Origin of the sequence: Aliiruegeria haliotis, from assembly GCF_003003255.1 — a bacterium.
GTDB lineage: Bacteria > Pseudomonadota > Alphaproteobacteria > Rhodobacterales > Rhodobacteraceae > Tropicimonas > Tropicimonas haliotis.
Genome location: NZ_PVTD01000011.1, coordinates 44,439 through 63,742, shown reverse-complemented (window position 1 = coordinate 63,742; position 19,304 = coordinate 44,439). Strand labels below are relative to the sequence as shown.

Below are 19,304 nucleotides of genomic sequence, written 5' to 3'. Positions count from 1 at the left end.
GAAGCGCGCCCGACCCAACGCTCTCGCTCGGCCGACAGGCCGTGCCAGAGGGGCGGGAGCCCCCCGAAACAGGTCATCCAGTATGGCCCGGCAGGGTCAGTTCAACTGGAAATGCAGCGGATAGACACCGTCCTCGAACTCCCCGAAAAGGTCGGGCAGATCGGGATGATCCACGGGCTCGCCAGAGACGTCCGGTACGAGGTTTTGCTCGGAAACGTAGGCTACGTAGTAGCTCTGATCGTTCTCGGCCAGCAGGTGATAGAACGGCTGTTCCTTGACTGGCCGGCTGTCTTCCGGAATGGCATTGTACCATTCGTCCGTATTAGAGAACATGGCGTCCACATCAAATACGACACCACGAAACGGATGCTTCCGATGTCGGAGCACCTGACCAAGATGATATTTAGCCTGACTTTTTAACATAATTGCAGTCCCCACACTTCTTGCCTAAGCCCTGAGGGCCTTTGAGTCCATGCGACAGGCCGGAAAACATGGGAAACAGTCTGTGAACCTCATCCTGACAGTGATTGAAATCGTGGCGCCGGTTTTCCTCCTGGGAGCACTCGGTTTCACCTGGACCCGCCTCGGTTGGGACTACCCCGTCGCCTTCATCACGCGGCTTGCGATGACCCTTGCAGTGCCCTGCCTGATATTCACCGCGCTGCAATCTTCGCAGATCGACCCGGTCGTGCTTTCCGGGATCGCGATTGCCTCCGTTCTGGCCTACGCGCTGATTGCCGTCGCGCTGTTCGGTCTCTGTCTGGTTCTGAAGCTCGAGCGGCGCACCTACCTTGCCCCCATGGTGTTCGGAAACACCGGAAACCTCGGCCTGCCGCTGGCGCTTTTTGCATTCGGGACCGACGGGCTCTCCTATGGCGTGGCGGTGCTGGCCGTGACCACGATCGGGCTGTTCACGATCGGCTTGCTGATCGTGTCGGGCGCCAGCAATCCCGCACGGGTGTTGCGCGAACCGATGGTCATCGCCACCGTCCTCGGCGCTCTTTTTCTTGCCATGGGGTGGTCCACGCCCGGTTGGCTGACCAACTCGCTCGACTTGCTGGGGCAGATGGCGATCCCATTGATGCTGCTGACTCTGGGGGTTGCCGTCGGCCGCCTGCACCCGGGGCAGCTTCTGGCGGGGTTCGGGCTGTCGGCTGTGCGGGTGTTGATCTGCGCGGCGGCTGGTGTCGCGGCCGGTCTGGCGCTTGGCCTGCCGGAGGTGCCCTTCGCGGTTCTGGTCGTGCAGATGATCACGCCCGTCCCCGTCACCTCCTACCTGCTTGCGGAGAAATACGATGCCGGCGCGGAGCAGGTGGCCGGGCTTGTGGTAACCTCCACCCTTCTTGCCGTGGTGACGCTGCCGATCGCGCTGGCGCTGCTGGTCTGAATGTGAACGGTTGACCGTTTCCCCCGAGACGCAATTGAACTAGACTGAAAGAAAACGAGCAGACCAAAAAAACGATTGGACAGGCGGATGATCCGATTTCTCAGCGCGGTGTGCGTCCTGATGTTGCTTGCCGGGTGTGGCGGGGGCAACAAGGTTTCCCCGAGCAACCTCGACAATGCATGCAGTATCGTCAAGCAACGGCCGAAGTACCTTCGGGCGATGAAGAAGACCGAGAAGAAATGGGGTGTCCCGGTCCCGGTCCAGATGGCGGTGATGCACCAGGAAAGCAAGTTTGACGGCGACGCTCGCACGCCACTGCAATGGCAGCTTGGCGTGATCCCGATGGGGCGCCAGAGTTCGGCCTTTGGCTACAGTCAGGCTCTTGACGGGACCTGGGATCACTACCGCACGTCAACGGGCAACCGCGGGGCCAAGCGGGACAAGATCCGCGACGCCACCGATTTCATGGGCTGGTACATGAACGAGACGAAGCGGCGCAATGGCATCCCGTTGTCGGATGCCCGGCGTCAGTACCTCGCCTATCACGAAGGCTGGACCGGCTACGCGCGTGGAAGCTATCGCGCCAAGGGGTGGCTCGTCAGCGTCTCCAGCCGCGTGGGCGACAGGGCGGTCATGTACGACCGTCAGCTAAGATCCTGCGGGAAGCGCTAGTCTGGCGCCTAGGGACCGAAACGCCGGGCGTGCCCGGCGTTTCCTTCTAGCGTCCCGGATGCTGTCACCGTGAGCGTGCTGCGGTTTCGTGTGGGATATTGAACATCCTCGACCCAAGCGACACACCCTTTTCGAGTTGACCGAGGATCACCGTTGTCCTCTCGCCGCCACCGTCGGTGATGACCCATTGGCGCAACTCCGTCGGGTTGCTCGTGAAAACGAGCTGGATCGTGCCCAGTTCCGGCCGTTCCGGATCCTGTGCGACGACGGTCGTGCTCTTGCCGTCGCTGGAATGCCCCACGACCATGCGGGCACGGGTCAGATCGACGTTCTTCTGCAAGATCAGGTTCAGCGGCGTCTGCTTGAGAGGAAACTGTTCCGGCCCGGTATTCGACTTGGAATCGAACACAGCGACCTGCCCGCCACCTGCCATCACCAGCGAGTTGTCCGGCGGATTGTATTCGAACCGCACCCGACCGGGCCGCTTGATGAAAATCGTTCCAGTCGAGATCGTTCCGTCGGCGTTCACTTGCGTGAACTCGCCAGCGGCGGTCTGGAAGGAATTGAGGTAGTTGGACAACGCCCCCAGAGAGAGTTTTTGGGCGGTTGCCGGGCTGGCCAGGGCAATCCCGAGCGCCAGCGAAAGGATGAGAGTTCTGATCATGTCAAATGCCTAGGGCTTCTCGAGGTGTCGCGCCACCCCGAAGCGGCTCACATAGAGGTGACCGCCTTTGCCACGGCGGGGAGTGGCTCAGGCAAAGAGTTCGAAATCACTCAAAGCGTCCACTTGGGCCTTCCTGATGCCCTGCAGGACGATTTCCAGGCTGCCGCCGTCGAAACTGAGAAGCACATTGCCGTTTACCTTCTTCACCTGAAGATCACCGGACGCAAACCCGGCTGCCGAGACATCGATCGCGTCGAGCCGGAGATCGAAATCCGTGATCTTGTCTCGCGCGCCACGGTCCGCCCGGGTAAAGACGAAGGTGTCCTTTTCGGCCGTCGCCTTGCCCTTGGGGCCATCGTCGCCGACCAGGATATCCGCGCCGCCACCGCCCGAAATCGTGTCGCGGCCGGCGCCGCCTTTCACGATGTCCGGGCCAGCCCCACCAGACAACGTATCGTTGTGCTTGCCGCCATCCAACCGGTCGTTTCCGCCGCCACCAATCAGTTTGTCCGACTGATCACCGCCATAGAGCTTGTCTCTGCCACGCTCGCCTTTCAGCGTGTCGTCCCCGACACCCCCCCACAACTGGTCGTTCCCGCCGCCGCCGTAGAGCTTGTCGTCGTTGATCCACCAGTTGTCGCTCTGGTCGCCCCAGAGCATGTCGTTGCCCTTGCCCCCTTTCAGGATGTCGTTGCCGTCCATCCCGCGCAGCTTGTCCTTGCCGCCACCGCCGAGCAGCGTGTCGCCGAAATCAAGCTGCCTGTCGGGATCATTCTCGTCCCCGAGGAGGGTATCGTTGCCGGCGCCGCCCTTGAGCAGGTCGTTCCCGCGGGCCCCCTTGAGCGTGTCGTTTCCACCGCCGCCGTCGAGGATGTCGCGTTTTTCCCAGCCAACAATGAGGTCCTTGCCGGCCCCGCCCTTGATGTTGTTCTTGAAGTGCAGCAGGCCGACAACCTCCTCGTCCGCCTTGGTCCCCGTCGCCTTGAAGACGCCTTTCTTGATACTGTAGGTCCAGCCCTTGAGATCGCTGGACGGACCGTAGAGATGCCGCATCGCCTCGATGTCCATCGGTGCGAGCTGGCGCCCGGTGACCGGCGTGTGAGTATAGGACATGACAGTGTTGTCGGTATTGTCGAGGTTGCTTGCCAGCGTGAATGGCGCCTCGAACGGGTGGCTGAGGCCGAGAGAATGGCCCAACTCGTGCAGGACCGTCCGGAACCCCTTGTTCGTGGCCAAATCGTTGGGGGCCATGTTGATCACGTAGTGCAGCGACTGGTCGATCGGATCGTCAAAGGTCCCCGTGCCGGTGTTGATGAACGGCACATAAGCGTAGCCGGCCGGGTTCATGGCATTCAGGTCCGCGCCGAAGGCGACGACCTTTGCGGCCGTGTTTGCGGTCTCGACAAGGCGAATGCCGGCGGCCTTCTCGAAGACCTTGACGGCCTCCCTGAAGGCGGCCTTTTCCTTCGGGGTGAAGACGCGGAAGTCGCCATTGTACTGGTTGCGTGAGCTGCTTTCCAAGGGCCCGATTTCAGCATTGGTGGCAAAGCGATAGGCGACGAATGCCGATGTGCCGAGGTCTTCGTTGGCGTTCCAGCGGTTCTGCTCATCCTCATGATAAGCAAGAATGGCCCGAATATCCCTGACAACCGGCATGACCTCTCCTCGACAAGACTCGCACTATCTGCAAATCGTAGCACAGGGGGGGCAGGGCACCAAACGGCGGCCGGTGTCCGGCCCCCGGGCTTCAGTAGGAGCAGAACGGTTTCCGTGCTTCGGAAAGGACATCGCCCGGCCCCGGGATATCCGGAACCGGGCGATCCATTGTCGTGCGAATGCTGCCGTCAGTCCTGTTCGGGGACTAGGATCTCGCGCTTGCCGACGTGGTTGGAGGCACTCACTAGGCCCTGTTCTTCCATCTGTTCAACGAGGCGCGCGGCCTTGTTGTAACCGATGGCCAGCTTGCGCTGGATGTAGGAGGTGGAGCATTTGCGGTCCTTGATGACAATTTGCACCGCCTGGTCATACAGCGCGTCTTCGCCGTCGGTATTCCCGCCAAGGCCGAGCACGAGGTCGATGTCGCTCTCCTTCTCGTCGTCCGGTCCGTCGACGACGCCACCGATGTATTCCGGCGGGCCGAAGGCCTTTAGGTGGTTCACGATCTCCTCGACCTCCTCGTCGGAGACGAACGGGCCGTGCACGCGCGTAACCTTGGAGCCGCCTGCCATGTAGAGCATGTCGCCCATGCCGAGCAGTTGTTCGGCGCCCATCTCGCCCAGGATCGTGCGGCTGTCGACCTTGGAGGTCACCTGGAAGGAAATGCGGGTCGGGAAGTTTGCCTTGATCGTACCGGTAATGACGTCCACGGAGGGGCGCTGCGTGGCCATGATCAGGTGTATGCCGGAAGCCCGCGCCATCTGTGCGAGGCGCTGGATGCAGGCCTCGATCTCCTTGCCGGCGACCATCATCAGGTCTGCCATCTCGTCCACCACGACGACGATGAACGGCAAGATCTCCGGAGCGAACTCCTCCGTCTCGAAGACGGGCTCGCCGGTTTCGTCGTCGAAGCCTGTCTGCACGGTGCGAGAGAACATCTCGTTCTTGCCCAGTGCCTCGCGGACACGACCGTTGTAGCCCTCGATGTTCCGCACGCCCATCTTGGACATCTTGCGGTAGCGGTCCTCCATCTCGCCGACCACCCACTTGAGCGCCACGACGGCCTTCTTGGGGTCGGTAACGACCGGCGAAAGCAGGTGCGGGATCCCGTCATAGACCGACAGCTCCAGCATTTTCGGGTCGATCATGATCAGGCGGCATTCCTCCGGGCTCAGCCGATAGAGCAGCGACAGGATCATCGTGTTGATGCCGACCGATTTGCCGGAACCGGTGGTGCCCGCAATCAGGAGGTGGGGCATCTTGGCGAGGTTGGCGACCACCGGTGCGCCGCCGATATCCTTGCCGAGCGCAAGTGGCAGGCGGAACTTGGCATCGCCGAAGTCCTTGGACGACAGGATCTCGCGCAGCACGACCATTTCGCGGTTCGCATTGGGCAGTTCGATACCGATCACCGAGCGGCCCGGAACGGTGGAGACGCGCGCCGAAAGCGCCGACATGGAGCGGGCGATATCGTCCGCCAACCCGATGACGCGGCTCGCCTTGAGGCCGGGGGCCGGCTCCAGCTCGTACATGGTGACGACGGGGCCGGGGCGGACAGAGACGATCTCACCCTTCACGCCGTAGTCGTCGAGCACGTTTTCAAGCATGCGTGCATTTTCTTCCAGCGCCTCGTCGGAGAGGACGTGCCGCTCGATGGAGGTCGGGCTGGTCAGCAAGGACAGCGGCGGGGTCTCGTATACGGCGGCTTCCGAAGGCTCGAAAGCCAGGGCAGGCTGCGCCTCGGCCTTCGCCTGTCGGGACGGCTGCGGCGCCTTGCGCGGCGGGTGTTGCACCACGGCCCGCGGCTCCTCGATGGTGGCAACCGGTGTGCCGCGTTCATGGATCTGCGGGGCAACCTGCGGCCCGGCGATGCCAGTTGGACCGGGGCGGGGCGCCGGGTCCTGCGCCACCTGGTCCTCGGGCTGCGGGGTGGTGGGCTGGATCTGCGAAGCAGGAATGGGCTGCATGTCATCGACTTGAGCCATCGGGGCGGAGGGAACGGCGCCGGGAACCTTCAGGATCAGCGGGTCAGGTTTGCGGGCACGTACGACGGGCGGTTCGGCGCGGGCGAAACCGCTGGCGGAACGGGCGGCCGTGGTGCCGCGTGCTCGGACGCGAATGGCGTCGGCAATCCGGGCCTTGATGCGGTCCTCGCCGGGGGCTTCGGTGGTCTCGCTCTCTGGCGAGTCGAGGTGGTCGGGGCTGTCTGCCGAGACAACGTCAGGGGTGACGGCTGGGCGGCGCACCAGCGAGCCGACGGATGCAAGCAACCCGCCGCCGACGGTGTCGCGCCGGGTTGTCTCCGCCGGGGCAGCGATCGCGGGGTCATCGTCGATCACGATGTCCATGTCGGTGTCGTCCTCCGGGTCGGAAACCCGAGCAGTGGAACGAACCTCGCTCCGCCGAGCCTTCGCATCGGCGGTCTTGTTGGCAAGTCCCTTGGCGGCAAGCGCAGTTCCGGCAAGGCCGATCCCGGCGCCGCGCAGCAAACCGGCATAAAGCAATACCACCCCAACGAGCACGAAACGGCCAGCCTTTCGCAGTTCTTCGGAGGTGAAGCCTGTTACGTAGAGGATGGACGCGATCGACGCGACCCAGATCGGGACCGCCAGAAGCCTGACGCCGAAGCTCGCGGAAATCGGCAGCACGTTCAGGATCGCGCCCAGAACGGTGTCGCCAAAGAGCCCGCCGAGGCCGAAGCTGTGAGTCCAGTCCGAGGTGGGCACGATGGTGGAGGCGTAGACCGCGGAAACGGCCACCGCGATCGGAGCGAAGATCACCCGCCCGATTGCCCGCTCGCTGCCGCTGTGAAGGACCAGACGCAGCCCCCAGGCAAGTGCCACCAGCGCCAGAACCCAGCTTCCGAAACCCACCACGATGAACAGCGGGGCGGAAAAGGACGCCCCGAACTTGCCGAGCATGTTCTGCACCGGCGCGTCGGTCGCCGAGAAGAAGGACGGGTCCTGCGGAGTGTAGCTGGCGAGCATGGCGACGATTGCCGCGGCCAGTGCCAGCAGGGCGATGCCGATCAGTTCCCGCCCACGTTTCTCGATCGCTTCCTGCATGGAACTGTCGAGAAGGGGGTCACGCTGTCGTGTCTGGTATGCCATCGGATCTTGTTGTCCTTATTGCTCGTACAGGCATGCGCGCAGCTGCCTCAGCCCGCGCTGCAACTCATCCATATCGGACACCATCGCGACGCGGATGTAGCCCTTTCCGGGGTTCTCTCCATTCACATCGCGGCTCAGGTAGGCGCCGGGCAGAACCCGGACACCGGTTTTCTCGTAGAGGGTTCGGGCGGCCTGTTCTCCGTCCGTCACCGGCAGCCAGAGAAAAAAGCCGCCTTCCGGCCCCTGGTAGCCGGGAACCCCGGCAAGGATCTCGTCGGCGAGACGGAATTTCTGCTGGTAGATCTTCAGCGAAGCGGCCACGTGGTCCTCGTCCGCCCAGGCGCGTTCGGCCACGCGTTGAAGTGGCAGCGGCAGGGGTGCCCCGGAATAGGCCCGCAACTGGCGCAGGCGCTTCATGCTCTCCGGCCCGCTGGCGACGAAGCCGGAGCGCAGCCCCGGCAGGTTCGAACGTTTGGACAGAGAGTGGAAAATGACCACGCGCTCCGGATCGGCGCCGACGGCCCGGGCCATCTCCAACCCGCCGGGCGGCAGCGTGGTGCGGTAGATCTCCGAATAGCATTCGTCGGCAAAGATCTGGAAATCGTGCGTCTCCGCCAGGGCGATCAGCTGTTCCCAATACGCCCGGTCGGCCACCGCTCCTTGCGGGTTCGACGGTGAACAGAGAAAGGCAATAGCGGTGCGGTCGAGCACGTCGCGGGGCAGGGAGGCATAGTCGGGCAGGAAGCCGGTTTCGGCTGTGGCCGGCACGAAGACCGGGTCGGCGAAGGCCGTCACCGCGGCCACCGCATAGACCTGGTAGAAGGGATTGGGAATGAGGATCGCCGGCCGCTCCCCGTTCTTTTGCTCCGGGCAGAGGGCTATGGCCGCGTTGAACAGCCCCTCGCGTGTCCCGTTCAGTGTCATCACCTGGGTCTCGGGATCGACCGTCACGTCGAAGCGCCGCCCGATCCATTCGGCGATAGCTGCGCGCAGTTCCGGCGTGCCGTCGTTGGGGGGATACTTGGCGAACTCGTCGATATTCGCCGCGATCACATCACCGACGAAATCGGGCATGGCATGGCGTGGCTCGCCAATGGTCATGTTGATGACCTCGCCGCCCGGTTCGGATGCGGCCAGCAGTTTCCGCAGGCGCGGAAACGCGTATTCAGGTAGGTTCGAAAACCGCTCGGGGAACGTCATGCGCTCGCTAAATCTGTACTGCCTCAGGGTCGGGGTCGTTTCGCCCCGTTTGCATACAGACTAGCTACACCGCCCTCCCGGGTCCAGAAATTGTCTGACCCGGAGGGGGGCTTGTGGCATTTCAGCCAATACCCCGAGTGTTGAATTTCGCCTCACAAACCCTTGACAGAAATGAAAACTGCCCTTCCGGGTGAGAATGCCGGCGTTTCACCCCTTGAGCGCAGCCTCAGCGGCGGCGCCGAGCCGCAACAGCCGCTCCTCCGCCATCGGGGCGCCCAGCATCATCAGGCCGGTTGAAGCCACACCGGTTGGAAGGGTCAAACCGCACAGCCCCATCAGGTTGCCGATCCGGGTGTTCCGAAGGGTCATCAGGTTCTCGGTAACAAAGAAATCGGGATCCCGGTCCAGGCGGGCGGCGTCGGGTGGCATTATCGGACAGGTCGGCACCAGCACGGCGTCGTAGGCCGCAGTCTCCGCCAGGTAGCGTGCCCGCAGACGATCGAGGGTCTGCCACGCGGCCACGTAATCCGAAGCCGTGAAGTCCTTTCCGCCCCGGAACCGCTCCCGAACGGCTGCGTGCATCAGATCGGGTTGCGCCTCGATTTCGGCCTTCCAGGTACCGTAGGCCTCTGACGCGAAGAGGATGGGCGAGAGGGCCATCGCCTCTGCGATTTCCGGCACGGCGATTTCCTCCACCGTCGCTCCGGCGGCTGCGAGGGCCTCGGTGGCGCGACGGAACCCCGCCAGAGGTGCCTTGCGCACATCCTCCATCGCGGTGGTTGTCAGGATGGCCAGCTTCGTGCGTTGAAGTGATGCCCCCCGCAAATCGGCGGTACGGCTCCCCTCAAGCGCGGCGAGCATCAGTGCAGCATCCTCGACGGTTCGGCACAGGGGCCCGACCGTGTCAAACCGGGCGCAGAGCGGCACCACACCCTGCAGCGACAGCCGCCCGGAGGTTGTCTTGAGACCCACCAGGTCATTCCAAGCCGAGGGCACGCGCACCGATCCGCCTGTGTCCGACCCGATCCCGGCGACCGCCAGTCCGAAGGCCACGGATGTGGCCGCCCCGGAGGACGAGCCACCCGGGGCGGCGGCATGGTCATTGACGCAGGGGGGCGTCGCGGTGACCGGGTTCAGACCCAGCCCGGAAAAGGCCAGCTCTGTCATATGGGTCTTGCCCAGGCATACGAGGCCGGCCTGGGTTGCGTTCCGCAGCACCTCGGCGTCGGTCTCCGGTTTGCGCCCCTGCAAGAGTGCGGAGCCGGCCTCGGTCTCGACACCGGCAGTGTCGAAGAGGTCCTTCCAGCTGATGGGGACCCCGTCGAGCAGCGATAAGCGCAGTCCCAGCCGGGCACGTTTGGCCGCTGCGCCTGCTTCGGACAGCGCCCGGTCGCGGGTCATACGGGCGTAGATTCGCGGCGTGAATTCATGGGCTTCGATGGCGTCGAGGTAGCATTCCGTCAGCGCGACCGGGTCGATCTCTCCCGAGTTGATACCGCGCCCCAGGTCCCCTGCACTCATTGTCAGCCACGCGTCCATGCGATCCTCCGGAAAATTGCCCGGAGTGGACGGTAGCGGCCGGACAGCGCATGGACAATCCCGGCTTTCAGGGTATGTCTGTCGGCAATGACACACGACACCGATATCCTGATCGTTGGCGGCGGCCTGAACGGACCGTCGCTCGCCCTTGCCTGCGCGCAGGCCGGGCTGCGCTCCATCGTGATTGACAGGCTCTCCACCGCGAAACGGGCAGATGAGGGGTTCGACGGACGATCCTACGCGCTTGCACTGGCGTCGCAAAGGCTTCTGGGGGCGCTCGGGATCTGGCAGAAAGTGGCGGAGCACGCTCAACCGATCCTGCACATTGTCACCAGCGACGGCCGCGCCGGACAGGGGCCGGTCTGGCCCTTCGCGATGCACTTCGACCATGGTGAAATCGACGAGGGCGTGATGGGCTACCTGCTGGAGGACCGCTACCTGCGCGGTGCCCTGCTGGATGCAATCGACGCCAACCCGTTGATCGAGCAACGGTCCGAGGAAACGGTCGTGGCGCAGGAGATCACGGGGGTGGGCGCCTCGGTGACGCTGGCCTCGGGCGACGTCCTGACCGGTGCGCAGCTGGTTGGCGCGGACGGACGGCAGAGCGGCGTCGGGATGCGCGCCGGCATCCAGCGCACCGGGTGGGACTATGACCAGACGGCCTTGGTTTGTGCCGTGGAGCATGAATTGCCCCACAATGGCACGGCTCACCAGTTCTTCATGCCAAACGGTCCGTTGGCAATCCTGCCCTTGCCGGGAAATCGCAGCTCCATCGTCTGGAGCGAGGATCCTACGCAGGCCAGGCATATCGCCGCCCTTGATGACGAGGGGTTTCTGGATGCCCTGCGTCCGCGGTTCGGGGATTTCCTTGGCGAGATCAAGCTCGCGGGCAAGCGTTTCAGCTATCCGCTGAACCTGACAATGGCCAATCACACGGTGAAACCGCGGATCGCCCTGATCGGCGATGCGGCTCAGGGTGTGCATCCGATTGCCGGTCAGGGGTTCAACCAGGGGTTGGCTGATGTCGCGACACTGACACAGGTTCTGGCGGAGGCGCGGCGTCGCGGAGAGGATATCGGCTCGCTGCTGGTCCTCGACCGGTATCGCCAGTGGCGCAGTTTCGACAGGGCGGCTCTTGCCCTCGCTATGGATGCCGTGAACAGGTTGTTTTCAAACGACAACCCGCTCCTTCGGTTCGGTCGCAGCCTTGGCATGGGGGTCATTGACGCCATGCCCGGCCTTCGGCGCCGTTTCATCCGCGAGGCGGCCGGGGTCTCCGGCGACATTCCGAACCTGTTGAAAGGGCGCCCTGCCTGACGGGGCAGGTCAGTCGAGCTGGCGCGCCTCGTCCACGAGCATGATCGGTATCCCGTTGCGGATCGGGTAGGCGAGCCGGGCCGCACGGCTGATCAACTCCTGCCTGTCGGCGTCATAGCTGAGCACGGTCCGGGTCTGTGGGCAGACCAGCGCCTCCAGCATCTTGCGGTCATGTGCGGGGGAGTGGCTTTCCGGTGTCCCGTTCATTGCAGCACCTCCGTGCCATCCTCGCCCGTGTGCAGTGCGAACTCGAGCAGAGCCACGAGGGTTTCGCGACGATTGGCCAGGCTTGGCGCTTCCAGAAGTGCCTGCTTGTCGCCGACCTCGAAGGGGCAGAGCATGGAGAGCGAGTTGATCAGCAACTCGTCATCGGCTTCCTTCAGGCTGTCCCAATCGGTTGACAGGGCGCGGGCCTCAAAAAAGCGGCCAAGCAGGTCGAGGAAGGGCTCCCTGCGAAAGAACGGGTCCTGTTCGGGCCCACCCATGTCGCGGTCGAAACCGCCCCAGTCCACGTCGGCGCGGACATAAGGGGTGAAACCTTCGATCTCCTTCTTGATCCGAAAGCGGGACACACCGGAGAGGGTGATCATGTAGCGCCCGTCTTCGGTCTCCGAGAAGGCAGTCAACCGCCCGGCGCAGCCGATCGAATGCAGGCGATCCGCCTCGCCATCGGGGACCTCCCGGGGTTGCACCATGCCGATCAGCCGGTGCGAGGTTTTCAGGGTATCATCGAGCATCGCGAGGTAACGTGGCTCGAAGATATGCAGTGGCAACCGGGCACGCGGCAGGAGCAGCGCGCCGGGAAGTGGGAACAGCGGAATGGTGTCCGGCAGATCGGAAGTTGTGATCATGCTGCTAACCTAGCCGGAACCCGGCGTCAGGCAAATATCATCGAGCTGAGTTTGCGGCGACCGTTCAGAACCAGCGGATCCGTCGGCTTCAGGCTGTCGAAAATCGTGAACAACTGCGTCTTCGCGGCGGCGTCGTTCCATTCCCGGTCGCGCCGGAAAAGCTCCAGCAACTCGTCGATGGCGGCCTCCACCTCGCCAGCGGCATGCAGTGCGGTGGCCAGATCGAAACGCGCCTGATGATTGGCCGGATCGGCCTCCACGGCGGCGCGCAACTCGGCCAGCGGACCGGCATCGGCGGCCTGTTTAGCCAACTCCAGTTGGGCCCGCGCGGCCTCGACCTCCGGAGACCCGGCGATCTCGGCCGGGGCGTTGTCCAAAAGCGCCGCCGCCTGATCCGTGTCGTCGAGCGCCAGGTGGGCCCGTACGAGACCTCCATAGGCGGCAGCGTTGTTGGGCTCCTCGCCGAGGATCGCCGCGAAGGTCTGCGCGGCGTCGACAGCGGCACCTTCGGCAAGCATGGCTTCCGCCGCCTCGATGGCTTCGCCGAGCCCGTCGTCTCCGGCAAGGGCGGCCACGCGATCGACAAAGGCCTTGAGCTCGGACTGGGGCAGCGCGCCCTGGAACATGTCCGCAACCTGCCCCTGGTGAAAGGCGACAACGGTTGGGATCGATTGCAGCGGCAGGCCCTGTTGGGCCAGCATCTGCGCAAGCCGCTGGTTTTGATCGACGTCGATCTTCACCATCTTCACCTTGCCCTTGGCCTCGGTGACGGCCTGTTCCAGCATCGGGCCGAGCGTCTTGCAGGGGCCGCACCAGGTGGCCCAGAAATCGACGATGATCGGCACCTCCTGCGAGGCTTCGACGACATCTGCCATGAAAGTGGCTTCGTTGCCGTCCTTGATCAGGTCGGCGGCGGGGGCGGACGGGCTCTGGCCGAATTCCAGCATCAGGTGGCTCCTCAAGTCTTGGTTGGGCGTTAGATGGCCCATCGTTCCTCACCTTGCAAGGGGAGGGCGCTCAGAGATCGAAATTGGCAAAGACCGGGGCATGATCGGAGGGCTGCTCCCATCCGCGCACATCGCGCAGGATGCGGCTCGAATGGGCGGCACCGGCAATGTCTGGCGTCGCCCAGATGTGATCAAGCCGGCGGCCCTTGTCGGCAGCGTTCCAGTCGGGCGAGCGGTAGGACCACCAGCTATAGAGGTTCCCCTCCGGGATATCCGCGCGCGTGACATCCACCCAACCGCCTGCATCCTGCGTCTCCGCAAGGTGCTCGACCTCGATCGGAGTGTGGCTGACAACCTTGAGCAATTGCTTGTGGTTCCAGACGTCGTCCTCTCGCGGTGCGATATTGAGATCCCCCACGAGGATGGCCTTCCGGGGCGTCTCGGCGCGGAACCAGTCGCGCATCTCCGTCAGGTAGTCGAGCTTCTGGCCAAACTTCTCGTTGATCGTCCTATCCGGTTTGTCGCCACCGGCAGGGACGTAAAAGTTGTGGATGACCGTTCCATTCTCAAGCCGTGCGGCGACGTGTCGGGCGTGGCCGAGGCTTGCGAAATCCTTGTCGCCGACATCCTCGACGGGCAGCTTCGACAGGATGGCGACGCCATTGTAGCCCTTCTGACCGCGCGCAACCATGTGGGTATATCCCAGCTCGGCAAAAACCTCAGCGGGGATCTTGTCCACCGGGCTCTTGCATTCCTGGAGGCATAGGATGTCGGGCGCTTCCTCCTGCAGCAGGCGGGCGACGAGGCCAGCCCGCAGGCGGACCGAGTTGATGTTCCATGTGGCGAGGGTGAAGGGCATGACGCGGCTCCGGCTGAGGGTTGGCGGACCCTAGCGGCGGGGGGCGCCGGGCTCAACCGCGAAGCGCGGCGCGGGAGGAACACGCGGCGGGGAGGAAAAAAGGGCCGGGCGCAAAGCCCGGCCCAGTCCAACAGGGAGGATGCCGCGCCATTACCCCGGCGCGACAAGGGGATGTTCATACAACGAGGTTAACACAACGTAAGCCGGGTCCCCGAGTATGGAATACCTCAGGCGACAAGCCTGTATCCGCCCGATTCCGTCACCAGCAGGCGTGCATTCGACGGATCCGGCTCGATTTTCTGCCGCAGGCGATAGATGTGCGTCTCCAGCGTATGGGTGGTCACACCGGCGTTGTAGCCCCAGACCTCGTGCAGAAGCACGTCCCGGGCAACGACACCTTCGGTCGCCCGGTACAGGAACTTGAGGATGTTGGTTTCCTTCTCGGTCAGGCGGATCTTGCGGTCGTCTTCCGTCACCAGAAGCTTCATCGACGGCTTGAACGTGTAAGGCCCGAGCTGGAAAACGGCATCTTCCGACTGCTCGTGCTGGCGAAGCTGGGCGCGGATACGTGCCAGCAAGACCGGGAACTTGAAAGGCTTGGTGACATAGTCGTTTGCGCCGGCGTCGAGGCCAAGGATCGTGTCCGCGTCACTGTCATGGCCTGTCAGCATGAGCACCGGGCATTTCACGCCCTGCTTTCGCATCAACCGGCAAAGCTCGCGACCGTCCGTATCGGGCAGGCCCACGTCCAGTATGACAAGATCGTACAGGCCCGCCTTGACCTTCTCCATCGCCTCTGTGCCGCTGCCTGCCTCGAAGACATCGAAATCCTCGGTCATCACGAGTTGCTCGCTCAGGGCCTCGCGCAGATCCTCGTCATCGTCGACAAGAAGAAGTTTTTTAAGATTTCCCATGGTTGCGTCTCCGTTGCTTGCGTTCCAGATGCGCCCGGCTCTCCGTTTCGACAAGAAATGCTGCAATGATCTCACGCCCATGTGTGACGATCACGGGAATTGTTTCAGCTTCCGACCGGAATTGTTACATGGTAACGCGAAGGCCTGACATCGGAGAGGCCCATGACACTTGCCCCGAATCCCGCAGAACGTCGCGCCCGCGCCCGCTCGGACCTTCGAATGGGCGTGCCGGTCTGCCTGTACCGCGACGGTGCCGCAGCCCTTGTCGTGGCGGTCGAGTGCCTGTCGGAGGGGCGTTTCGCGGCCCTCGGCGCGATTGATGGTGCCGTGTTGGCCATCACCGCGCGCCGGGCAGAGACGCTCAAGGCGCGCGCCTATGACGGCGATCTGGCCCGGATCGAGTTGCCGAAAGCCGCGACACTCCGTTGGGCGCAATCGGTTGCCGATCCGGCCGACGACCTGACGACCCCGATGAAAGGACCGTTCCGGACCGAGCGAGGCGGTGATGTCACGTTTCATCGCGAGGCGATCGCCTTGGCAAAGGAGGCCCGCCTGCTGCCGGCAATGCTGGTCTGTCCGCTGGAGGATCCCGAAAGGGCGGCGGCACAGCGGCTCACCTGTCTGGATCTTGCGACCGATGCCGCGCCGAAGGACGCCGCCGGCTACAACGAGGTCGTTTCTGCCCGCCTGCCGATGGTGCTGGCCCGCGCCGGGCGGTTGCACGTGTTTCGACCCGATGATGGGGGCGAGGAGCACTACGCGGTGGAAATCGGTCAGCCCGACCGTACCGAGCCGGTGCTGGCGCGCCTGCATTCCGCCTGTTTTACCGGCGACCTGCTGGGGTCGTTGAAATGCGATTGCGGCCCACAGTTGCGCGGTGCCCTTGGCGCCATGGGCAAGGATGGAGCGGGGATCCTGCTCTACCTCAACCAGGAAGGGCGCGGGATCGGGCTTGCCAACAAGATGCGGGCCTACGCGCTTCAGGATCTCGGGTTTGACACGGTGGAGGCCAACCATCGGCTCGGCTTCGAAGATGACGAGCGGGATTTCCGCATCGGTGCGGCTCTGCTGAGGGAACTGGGATTTTCTTCTGTCCGGCTGATGACCAACAACCCGGCCAAGATCGCGATGATGCGGGCTCAGGGCATCGCCGTGACCGAACGCGTGCCGTTGCAGGTCGGCAAGACGGACGAGAACGCGGCTTACCTGGCGACCAAGGCGGCCAAGTCCGGGCATCTGCTGTGATACCGGGCGAAAGCCCGCGTGACATGGTGCTGACACCGATGGGCGTCCGGTTCGCCGGGCATCGCTTTCCGGCGGCCATCGGGCGCGGTGGTGTCCTGCCCGACAAGCGCGAGGGAGACGGCGCCACGCCGCGCGGCGTTCACCGTGTCGTCGGGATGCTGTACCGCCCGGACAGGATCCCGTGCCCCGCAGGATGGGCGCAACCCATCGGGCCGCGCGACCTGTGGTCCGACGATAGTCGCGACCCAGCCTACAATCATCGCGTTCGCGCACCACATCCCTTCGGCCACGAAAAACTGCGTCGCGCCGACCCGCTCTACGACCTCGTACTTGTCAGCGACTGGAACTACCCGGACGCCGTTCCGGGCCGGGGGTCGGCTATATTCCTCCACGTCTGGCGAAAGCCGCGCCACCCGACCGAGGGCTGCATCGCATTTCGCCGCGATCACCTGTTCTGGATTGCCGCGCGCCTGATGCTGGGAGACCGAGTGGTCGTGCCGTGAGGCGGCTCAGGGTTTCCGCGCGGACTTCATCTGTGCCGTCGGGAAGCAGGTGGCTTGTTGTCCCGTCGCTTCCTGCCACCGTCCGATGGAGCGTCGGGTCTTGTAGCCGGGCAGCCCGTCCACCCCCCCGACGTCATGTCCCTGCGCCACAAGCGCGGCCTGCATCGCTGCCACGTCCGAGCGATAGAGCCCGCCGACCTTGCCCCAACGGCCTTGGAAATCGCCCACGCCATACTGGATGCGATCGCCGATGTGCCCCACGAAGAGCGCATAGAGGTCGCTGGTGTTGTAGTCCTTCAGGACATAGAAGTTTGGCGTGACGATAAAGGCGGGACCAAACCGCCCGGCCGGCATCAGGAGGTAGCCTTCGCCCCTACGTTCATGATCCGGAAACGGCCGGCCGGAGACCCGGGTGATCCCCATCGCTTCCCAGTCCGTGATAGGCATCCCCTGATCAGGGCCCTCCAACGTGCAGGAAACACTCTCGGGCACAGTCACCTCGAAGCCCCAGTCGCGCCCGCTGACCCAGCCGTGGCGCGCGAGGTAGTTGCCGATCGAGGCGATTGTGTCGGCCTCGGAGCCCCAGATATCCGCCTTGCCATCGCCGCTTCCGTCCACGGCGTATTCGAGGAAGTTCGACGGCATGAACTGCGGCTGCCCGAGTGCGCCGGCCCAACTGCTCTTCATGGTTCGGCCGGGTGCGTGTCCGGCTTCGGCGATTTGCAGAGCCGCCACGAGTTCGTCGGAGAAGTAGGTCGCGCGGGTGCTCATGAACCCCTTGGTGCCGAGCACCTCGAACACGTTGTGCGGGATCTTGACCCGCCCATAGCCGCTTTCCCGTCCCCAGATCGCAAGGATGATCCGCCCCGGCACGCCCGTTTGCCGCTCCACGGCGGCGAGTGTCGCAGCGTGACGATTGGCCATCCGCCGCCCGACGGAGGTTGCGCCATCGATTGCGCCGCGACTGAAGTACTTGGCCGGTGTGCTGAACTCGGCCTGACGTTGCCGTTTCGGAGTCTTCGCGGTTGTACCCGGCGGAACCAGATCGGGCAGGTCCCAGTTCAGGGCGACGCCGTCGAATGCACGCTCGAATGTGGATCGAGAGACCCCCTTGGCCCGAGCACGCGGCCAGATGTCTTGCTCCAGCCAGCCACGGAACTGACCCTCGATTACCGCGCGACTCTGCGCCAGCGCGGCATCGGTCGACAAATGGAGTAGCGCAGCAATCACGAGGGCACGAAGGAGCACGAGGCGTTGTCCTGTTTTCTTGAGTCCGGGCACCATTCTATCGGCGCGTCCTGCGATTGTCGTCGTTCTTCCGGCGCCCGGGCACAGGAAATCGGCTCACCTTCCCGTGGGCCGGACGGCGCGGCCGTGCGACGCCGATGGTTTGGCAGGGTGTGCTCTGCTATGCCGCGGCCATGGAACAAAGATTCGACACCAAGACCGAGGCGATCCGCCATGCCCCCTGGCGACGCCTGATGGACCGCAGCCTCGGGCGCGCGCGCTCGGTGCCGACCATGCTGAGCCTCGAAGAGCAAAAGCTCTACCATTGGCTTACCGCCTTCTGGGCGGACGGCGCGGGGGCGATTGTCGATCTCGGGTGTTTTGCGGGCGGATCCACGGCACGGCTGGCCGAGGGGCATCGCATTGCCGGGCTCGTATCCGCGATCCACGCCTATGACCGCTTTACCGCCGACGAGGACGTCAAACAGTCGATCCTCTACAAGCAGGGGCTGTCGCCTTTCGAGGGGAACGACATCCTGCCGTTGGCACGTGACCTTTTGGCACCGTGGGGCGATGCGATCCACTTCCACCGGGGTGAGATCGACCAGATGAGTTGGGAGGGTGGGCCGATCGAGATCCTGGTGATGGATGCATCAAAAGCGGCGGAGACCATGGACCGCATGGCGGAGGCGTTCTTTCCCTACCTCGTTCCAGGCCGTTCGTTGATTGTCCAACAGGACTTTCTCCACTGGAGCCAGCCGTGGGTGCCGGTCCAGATGGAACGCATGCCGGTGCATTTCACACCGCTTGCCTACGCGCCAAGAGACACGGTCGTCTTCCTGTGCACCGAGGCGCCGGACCGGGAGGCGCTGGCGACTGCACGCACGGCCCATCTTTCCGATAGTGAGCTTGTCGCGCATCTCGAAGTCGCCGCGCGGAGTTTCTCCGACTGGGGGCTGGAGCAGCGTTTGCGTGACATGATCGACGGACTGCGAGCCAATCCGGGAAAGCGTCGCGCCTACCAGTTCCGCAAGCCCTAGGTGTTCGGGATCCGGCCCGGATGGATTAGCATCCCGGCAATGCCCCTGTCCGTTGGGCTGTGCCGGACGTCCAGTGCTGCACACACCTGAGTCCAGTGGTCTGACGATATGGGGCGGTCCCCCGAGGGTGCACCGAAGCTTCGGGTCCCGTGTGGCTGCAAAAGCCGGCCGCG

At 64.0% G+C, this 19,304-nt stretch carries 18 protein-coding genes; 6 read left to right on the top strand and 12 right to left on the bottom strand.

Features of this window, described 5'->3' with window-relative positions:
* Positions 1-96: 96 nt before the first annotated feature.
* The gene (gene hspQ, locus CLV78_RS19705) at positions 97-423 is read right to left on the bottom strand and encodes a heat shock protein HspQ (protein WP_106207264.1); all 327 of its coding nucleotides are present in this window, start codon (positions 421-423) and stop codon (positions 97-99) included.
* Between the two features lie 82 nt (positions 424-505).
* Between hspQ and CLV78_RS19700 the strand changes: the two genes are divergently transcribed.
* Together CLV78_RS19700 and CLV78_RS19695 are read left to right on the top strand one after the other, a co-directional pair.
* A complete protein-coding gene (locus tag CLV78_RS19700) occupies positions 506-1,387 on the top strand; it encodes an AEC family transporter (RefSeq protein ID WP_106207262.1) in 882 nt (293 codons plus the stop codon).
* An 87-nt stretch (positions 1,388-1,474) separates the two neighbouring features.
* A complete protein-coding gene (locus CLV78_RS19695; RefSeq protein WP_106207260.1) occupies positions 1,475-2,059 on the top strand; it encodes a transglycosylase SLT domain-containing protein in 585 nt (194 codons plus the stop codon).
* 64 nt (positions 2,060-2,123) lie between these two features.
* On the opposite strand, the gene CLV78_RS19690 is transcribed toward CLV78_RS19695, so the two are convergent.
* From CLV78_RS19690 to CLV78_RS19670, 5 genes are all read right to left on the bottom strand, one after another.
* Positions 2,124-2,723: a LolA family protein gene (locus CLV78_RS19690; RefSeq protein ID WP_106207259.1), complete on the bottom strand. Its 600-nt coding sequence runs from the start codon at positions 2,721-2,723 to the stop codon at positions 2,124-2,126.
* An 87-nt stretch (positions 2,724-2,810) separates the two neighbouring features.
* On the bottom strand, positions 2,811-4,379 hold the full coding sequence (locus tag CLV78_RS19685) for a hypothetical protein (RefSeq protein WP_106207257.1): 1,569 nt from the start codon (positions 4,377-4,379) through the stop codon (positions 2,811-2,813).
* Positions 4,380-4,567: 188 nt separating this feature from the next.
* The gene (locus CLV78_RS19680) at positions 4,568-7,489 is read right to left on the bottom strand and encodes a DNA translocase FtsK (protein WP_106207255.1); all 2,922 of its coding nucleotides are present in this window, start codon (positions 7,487-7,489) and stop codon (positions 4,568-4,570) included.
* A 15-nt stretch (positions 7,490-7,504) separates the two neighbouring features.
* Positions 7,505-8,689: an aminotransferase class I/II-fold pyridoxal phosphate-dependent enzyme gene (locus CLV78_RS19675; RefSeq protein WP_106207253.1), complete on the bottom strand. Its 1,185-nt coding sequence runs from the start codon at positions 8,687-8,689 to the stop codon at positions 7,505-7,507.
* A 207-nt stretch (positions 8,690-8,896) separates the two neighbouring features.
* Complete coding sequence (locus CLV78_RS19670) at positions 8,897-10,228, bottom strand: amidase (RefSeq protein ID WP_106207251.1); 1,332 nt, start codon at positions 10,226-10,228, stop codon at positions 8,897-8,899.
* An 87-nt stretch (positions 10,229-10,315) separates the two neighbouring features.
* On the opposite strand from CLV78_RS19670, the gene CLV78_RS19665 reads away from it, so the two are divergent.
* Entirely contained in the window at positions 10,316-11,545 is a 1,230-nt protein-coding gene (locus tag CLV78_RS19665; RefSeq protein WP_106207249.1) for a UbiH/UbiF/VisC/COQ6 family ubiquinone biosynthesis hydroxylase, read from the top strand.
* A gap of 9 nt (positions 11,546-11,554) precedes the next feature.
* On the opposite strand, the gene CLV78_RS19660 is transcribed toward CLV78_RS19665, so the two are convergent.
* From CLV78_RS19660 to CLV78_RS19640, 5 genes are all read right to left on the bottom strand, one after another.
* Positions 11,555-11,752 (bottom strand): Trm112 family protein, encoded by a 198-nt coding sequence (locus CLV78_RS19660; protein ID WP_106207247.1) that lies wholly within the window; start codon positions 11,750-11,752, stop codon positions 11,555-11,557.
* Complete coding sequence (locus CLV78_RS19655; RefSeq protein WP_106207245.1) at positions 11,749-12,396, bottom strand: LON peptidase substrate-binding domain-containing protein; 648 nt, start codon at positions 12,394-12,396, stop codon at positions 11,749-11,751. Before CLV78_RS19655 ends, CLV78_RS19660 begins: the two co-directional genes overlap by 4 nt.
* 26 nt (positions 12,397-12,422) lie before the next feature.
* Positions 12,423-13,343, bottom strand: a complete 921-nt coding sequence (locus CLV78_RS19650; RefSeq protein ID WP_106207243.1) for a tetratricopeptide repeat protein — start codon at positions 13,341-13,343, stop codon at positions 12,423-12,425.
* A gap of 70 nt (positions 13,344-13,413) precedes the next feature.
* Positions 13,414-14,202, bottom strand: a complete 789-nt coding sequence (locus CLV78_RS19645) for an exodeoxyribonuclease III (RefSeq protein WP_106207241.1) — start codon at positions 14,200-14,202, stop codon at positions 13,414-13,416.
* Between the two features lie 227 nt (positions 14,203-14,429).
* On the bottom strand, positions 14,430-15,116 hold the full coding sequence (locus CLV78_RS19640) for a response regulator transcription factor (RefSeq protein WP_106207239.1): 687 nt from the start codon (positions 15,114-15,116) through the stop codon (positions 14,430-14,432).
* A 162-nt stretch (positions 15,117-15,278) separates the two neighbouring features.
* Here CLV78_RS19640 and ribA point away from each other — a divergent pair, with 162 nt between their 5' ends.
* Both ribA and CLV78_RS19630 read left to right on the top strand, forming a co-directional pair.
* A complete protein-coding gene (gene ribA / locus CLV78_RS19635) occupies positions 15,279-16,361 on the top strand; it encodes a GTP cyclohydrolase II (RefSeq protein ID WP_106207237.1) in 1,083 nt (360 codons plus the stop codon).
* Positions 16,362-16,384: 23 nt separating this feature from the next.
* A complete protein-coding gene (locus tag CLV78_RS19630) occupies positions 16,385-16,864 on the top strand; it encodes a L,D-transpeptidase family protein (protein WP_106207235.1) in 480 nt (159 codons plus the stop codon).
* A gap of 6 nt (positions 16,865-16,870) precedes the next feature.
* Here CLV78_RS19630 and CLV78_RS19625 read toward each other — a convergent pair whose 3' ends face one another.
* Positions 16,871-18,148, bottom strand: coding sequence for a lytic murein transglycosylase (locus CLV78_RS19625; RefSeq protein WP_106207233.1), 1,278 nt, complete (start codon positions 18,146-18,148; stop codon positions 16,871-16,873).
* Between the two features lie 137 nt (positions 18,149-18,285).
* On the opposite strand from CLV78_RS19625, the gene CLV78_RS19620 reads away from it, so the two are divergent.
* Positions 18,286-19,131 carry a class I SAM-dependent methyltransferase gene (locus CLV78_RS19620; RefSeq protein ID WP_146136737.1) on the top strand — a complete coding sequence of 282 codons (846 nt, stop codon included), beginning with the start codon at positions 18,286-18,288 and terminating at the stop codon, positions 19,129-19,131.
* Positions 19,132-19,304: the final 173 nt, after the last annotated feature.

Coding starts and splice junctions, on each gene's coding strand:
- hspQ (WP_106207264.1), bottom strand. CDS start 423: ATGTTAAAAAGTCAGGCTAAATATCATCTTGGTCAGGTGCTCCGACAT.
- CLV78_RS19695 (WP_106207260.1), top strand. CDS start 1,475: ATGATCCGATTTCTCAGCGCGGTGTGCGTCCTGATGTTGCTTGCCGGG.
- CLV78_RS19690 (WP_106207259.1), bottom strand. CDS start 2,723: ATGATCAGAACTCTCATCCTTTCGCTGGCGCTCGGGATTGCCCTGGCC.
- CLV78_RS19685 (WP_106207257.1), bottom strand. CDS start 4,379: ATGCCGGTTGTCAGGGATATTCGGGCCATTCTTGCTTATCATGAGGAT.
- CLV78_RS19680 (WP_106207255.1), bottom strand. CDS start 7,489: ATGGCATACCAGACACGACAGCGTGACCCCCTTCTCGACAGTTCCATG.
- CLV78_RS19675 (WP_106207253.1), bottom strand. CDS start 8,689: ATGACGTTCCCCGAGCGGTTTTCGAACCTACCTGAATACGCGTTTCCG.
- CLV78_RS19670 (WP_106207251.1), bottom strand. CDS start 10,228: ATGGACGCGTGGCTGACAATGAGTGCAGGGGACCTGGGGCGCGGTATC.
- CLV78_RS19665 (WP_106207249.1), top strand. CDS start 10,316: ATGACACACGACACCGATATCCTGATCGTTGGCGGCGGCCTGAACGGA.
- CLV78_RS19660 (WP_106207247.1), bottom strand. CDS start 11,752: ATGAACGGGACACCGGAAAGCCACTCCCCCGCACATGACCGCAAGATG.
- CLV78_RS19655 (WP_106207245.1), bottom strand. CDS start 12,396: ATGATCACAACTTCCGATCTGCCGGACACCATTCCGCTGTTCCCACTT.
- CLV78_RS19650 (WP_106207243.1), bottom strand. CDS start 13,343: ATGCTGGAATTCGGCCAGAGCCCGTCCGCCCCCGCCGCCGACCTGATC.
- CLV78_RS19645 (WP_106207241.1), bottom strand. CDS start 14,202: ATGCCCTTCACCCTCGCCACATGGAACATCAACTCGGTCCGCCTGCGG.
- CLV78_RS19640 (WP_106207239.1), bottom strand. CDS start 15,116: ATGGGAAATCTTAAAAAACTTCTTCTTGTCGACGATGACGAGGATCTG.
- ribA (WP_106207237.1), top strand. CDS start 15,279: ATGACACTTGCCCCGAATCCCGCAGAACGTCGCGCCCGCGCCCGCTCG.
- CLV78_RS19630 (WP_106207235.1), top strand. CDS start 16,385: ATGGTGCTGACACCGATGGGCGTCCGGTTCGCCGGGCATCGCTTTCCG.
- CLV78_RS19625 (WP_106207233.1), bottom strand. CDS start 18,148: ATGGTGCCCGGACTCAAGAAAACAGGACAACGCCTCGTGCTCCTTCGT.
- CLV78_RS19620 (WP_146136737.1), top strand. CDS start 18,286: ATGGAACAAAGATTCGACACCAAGACCGAGGCGATCCGCCATGCCCCC.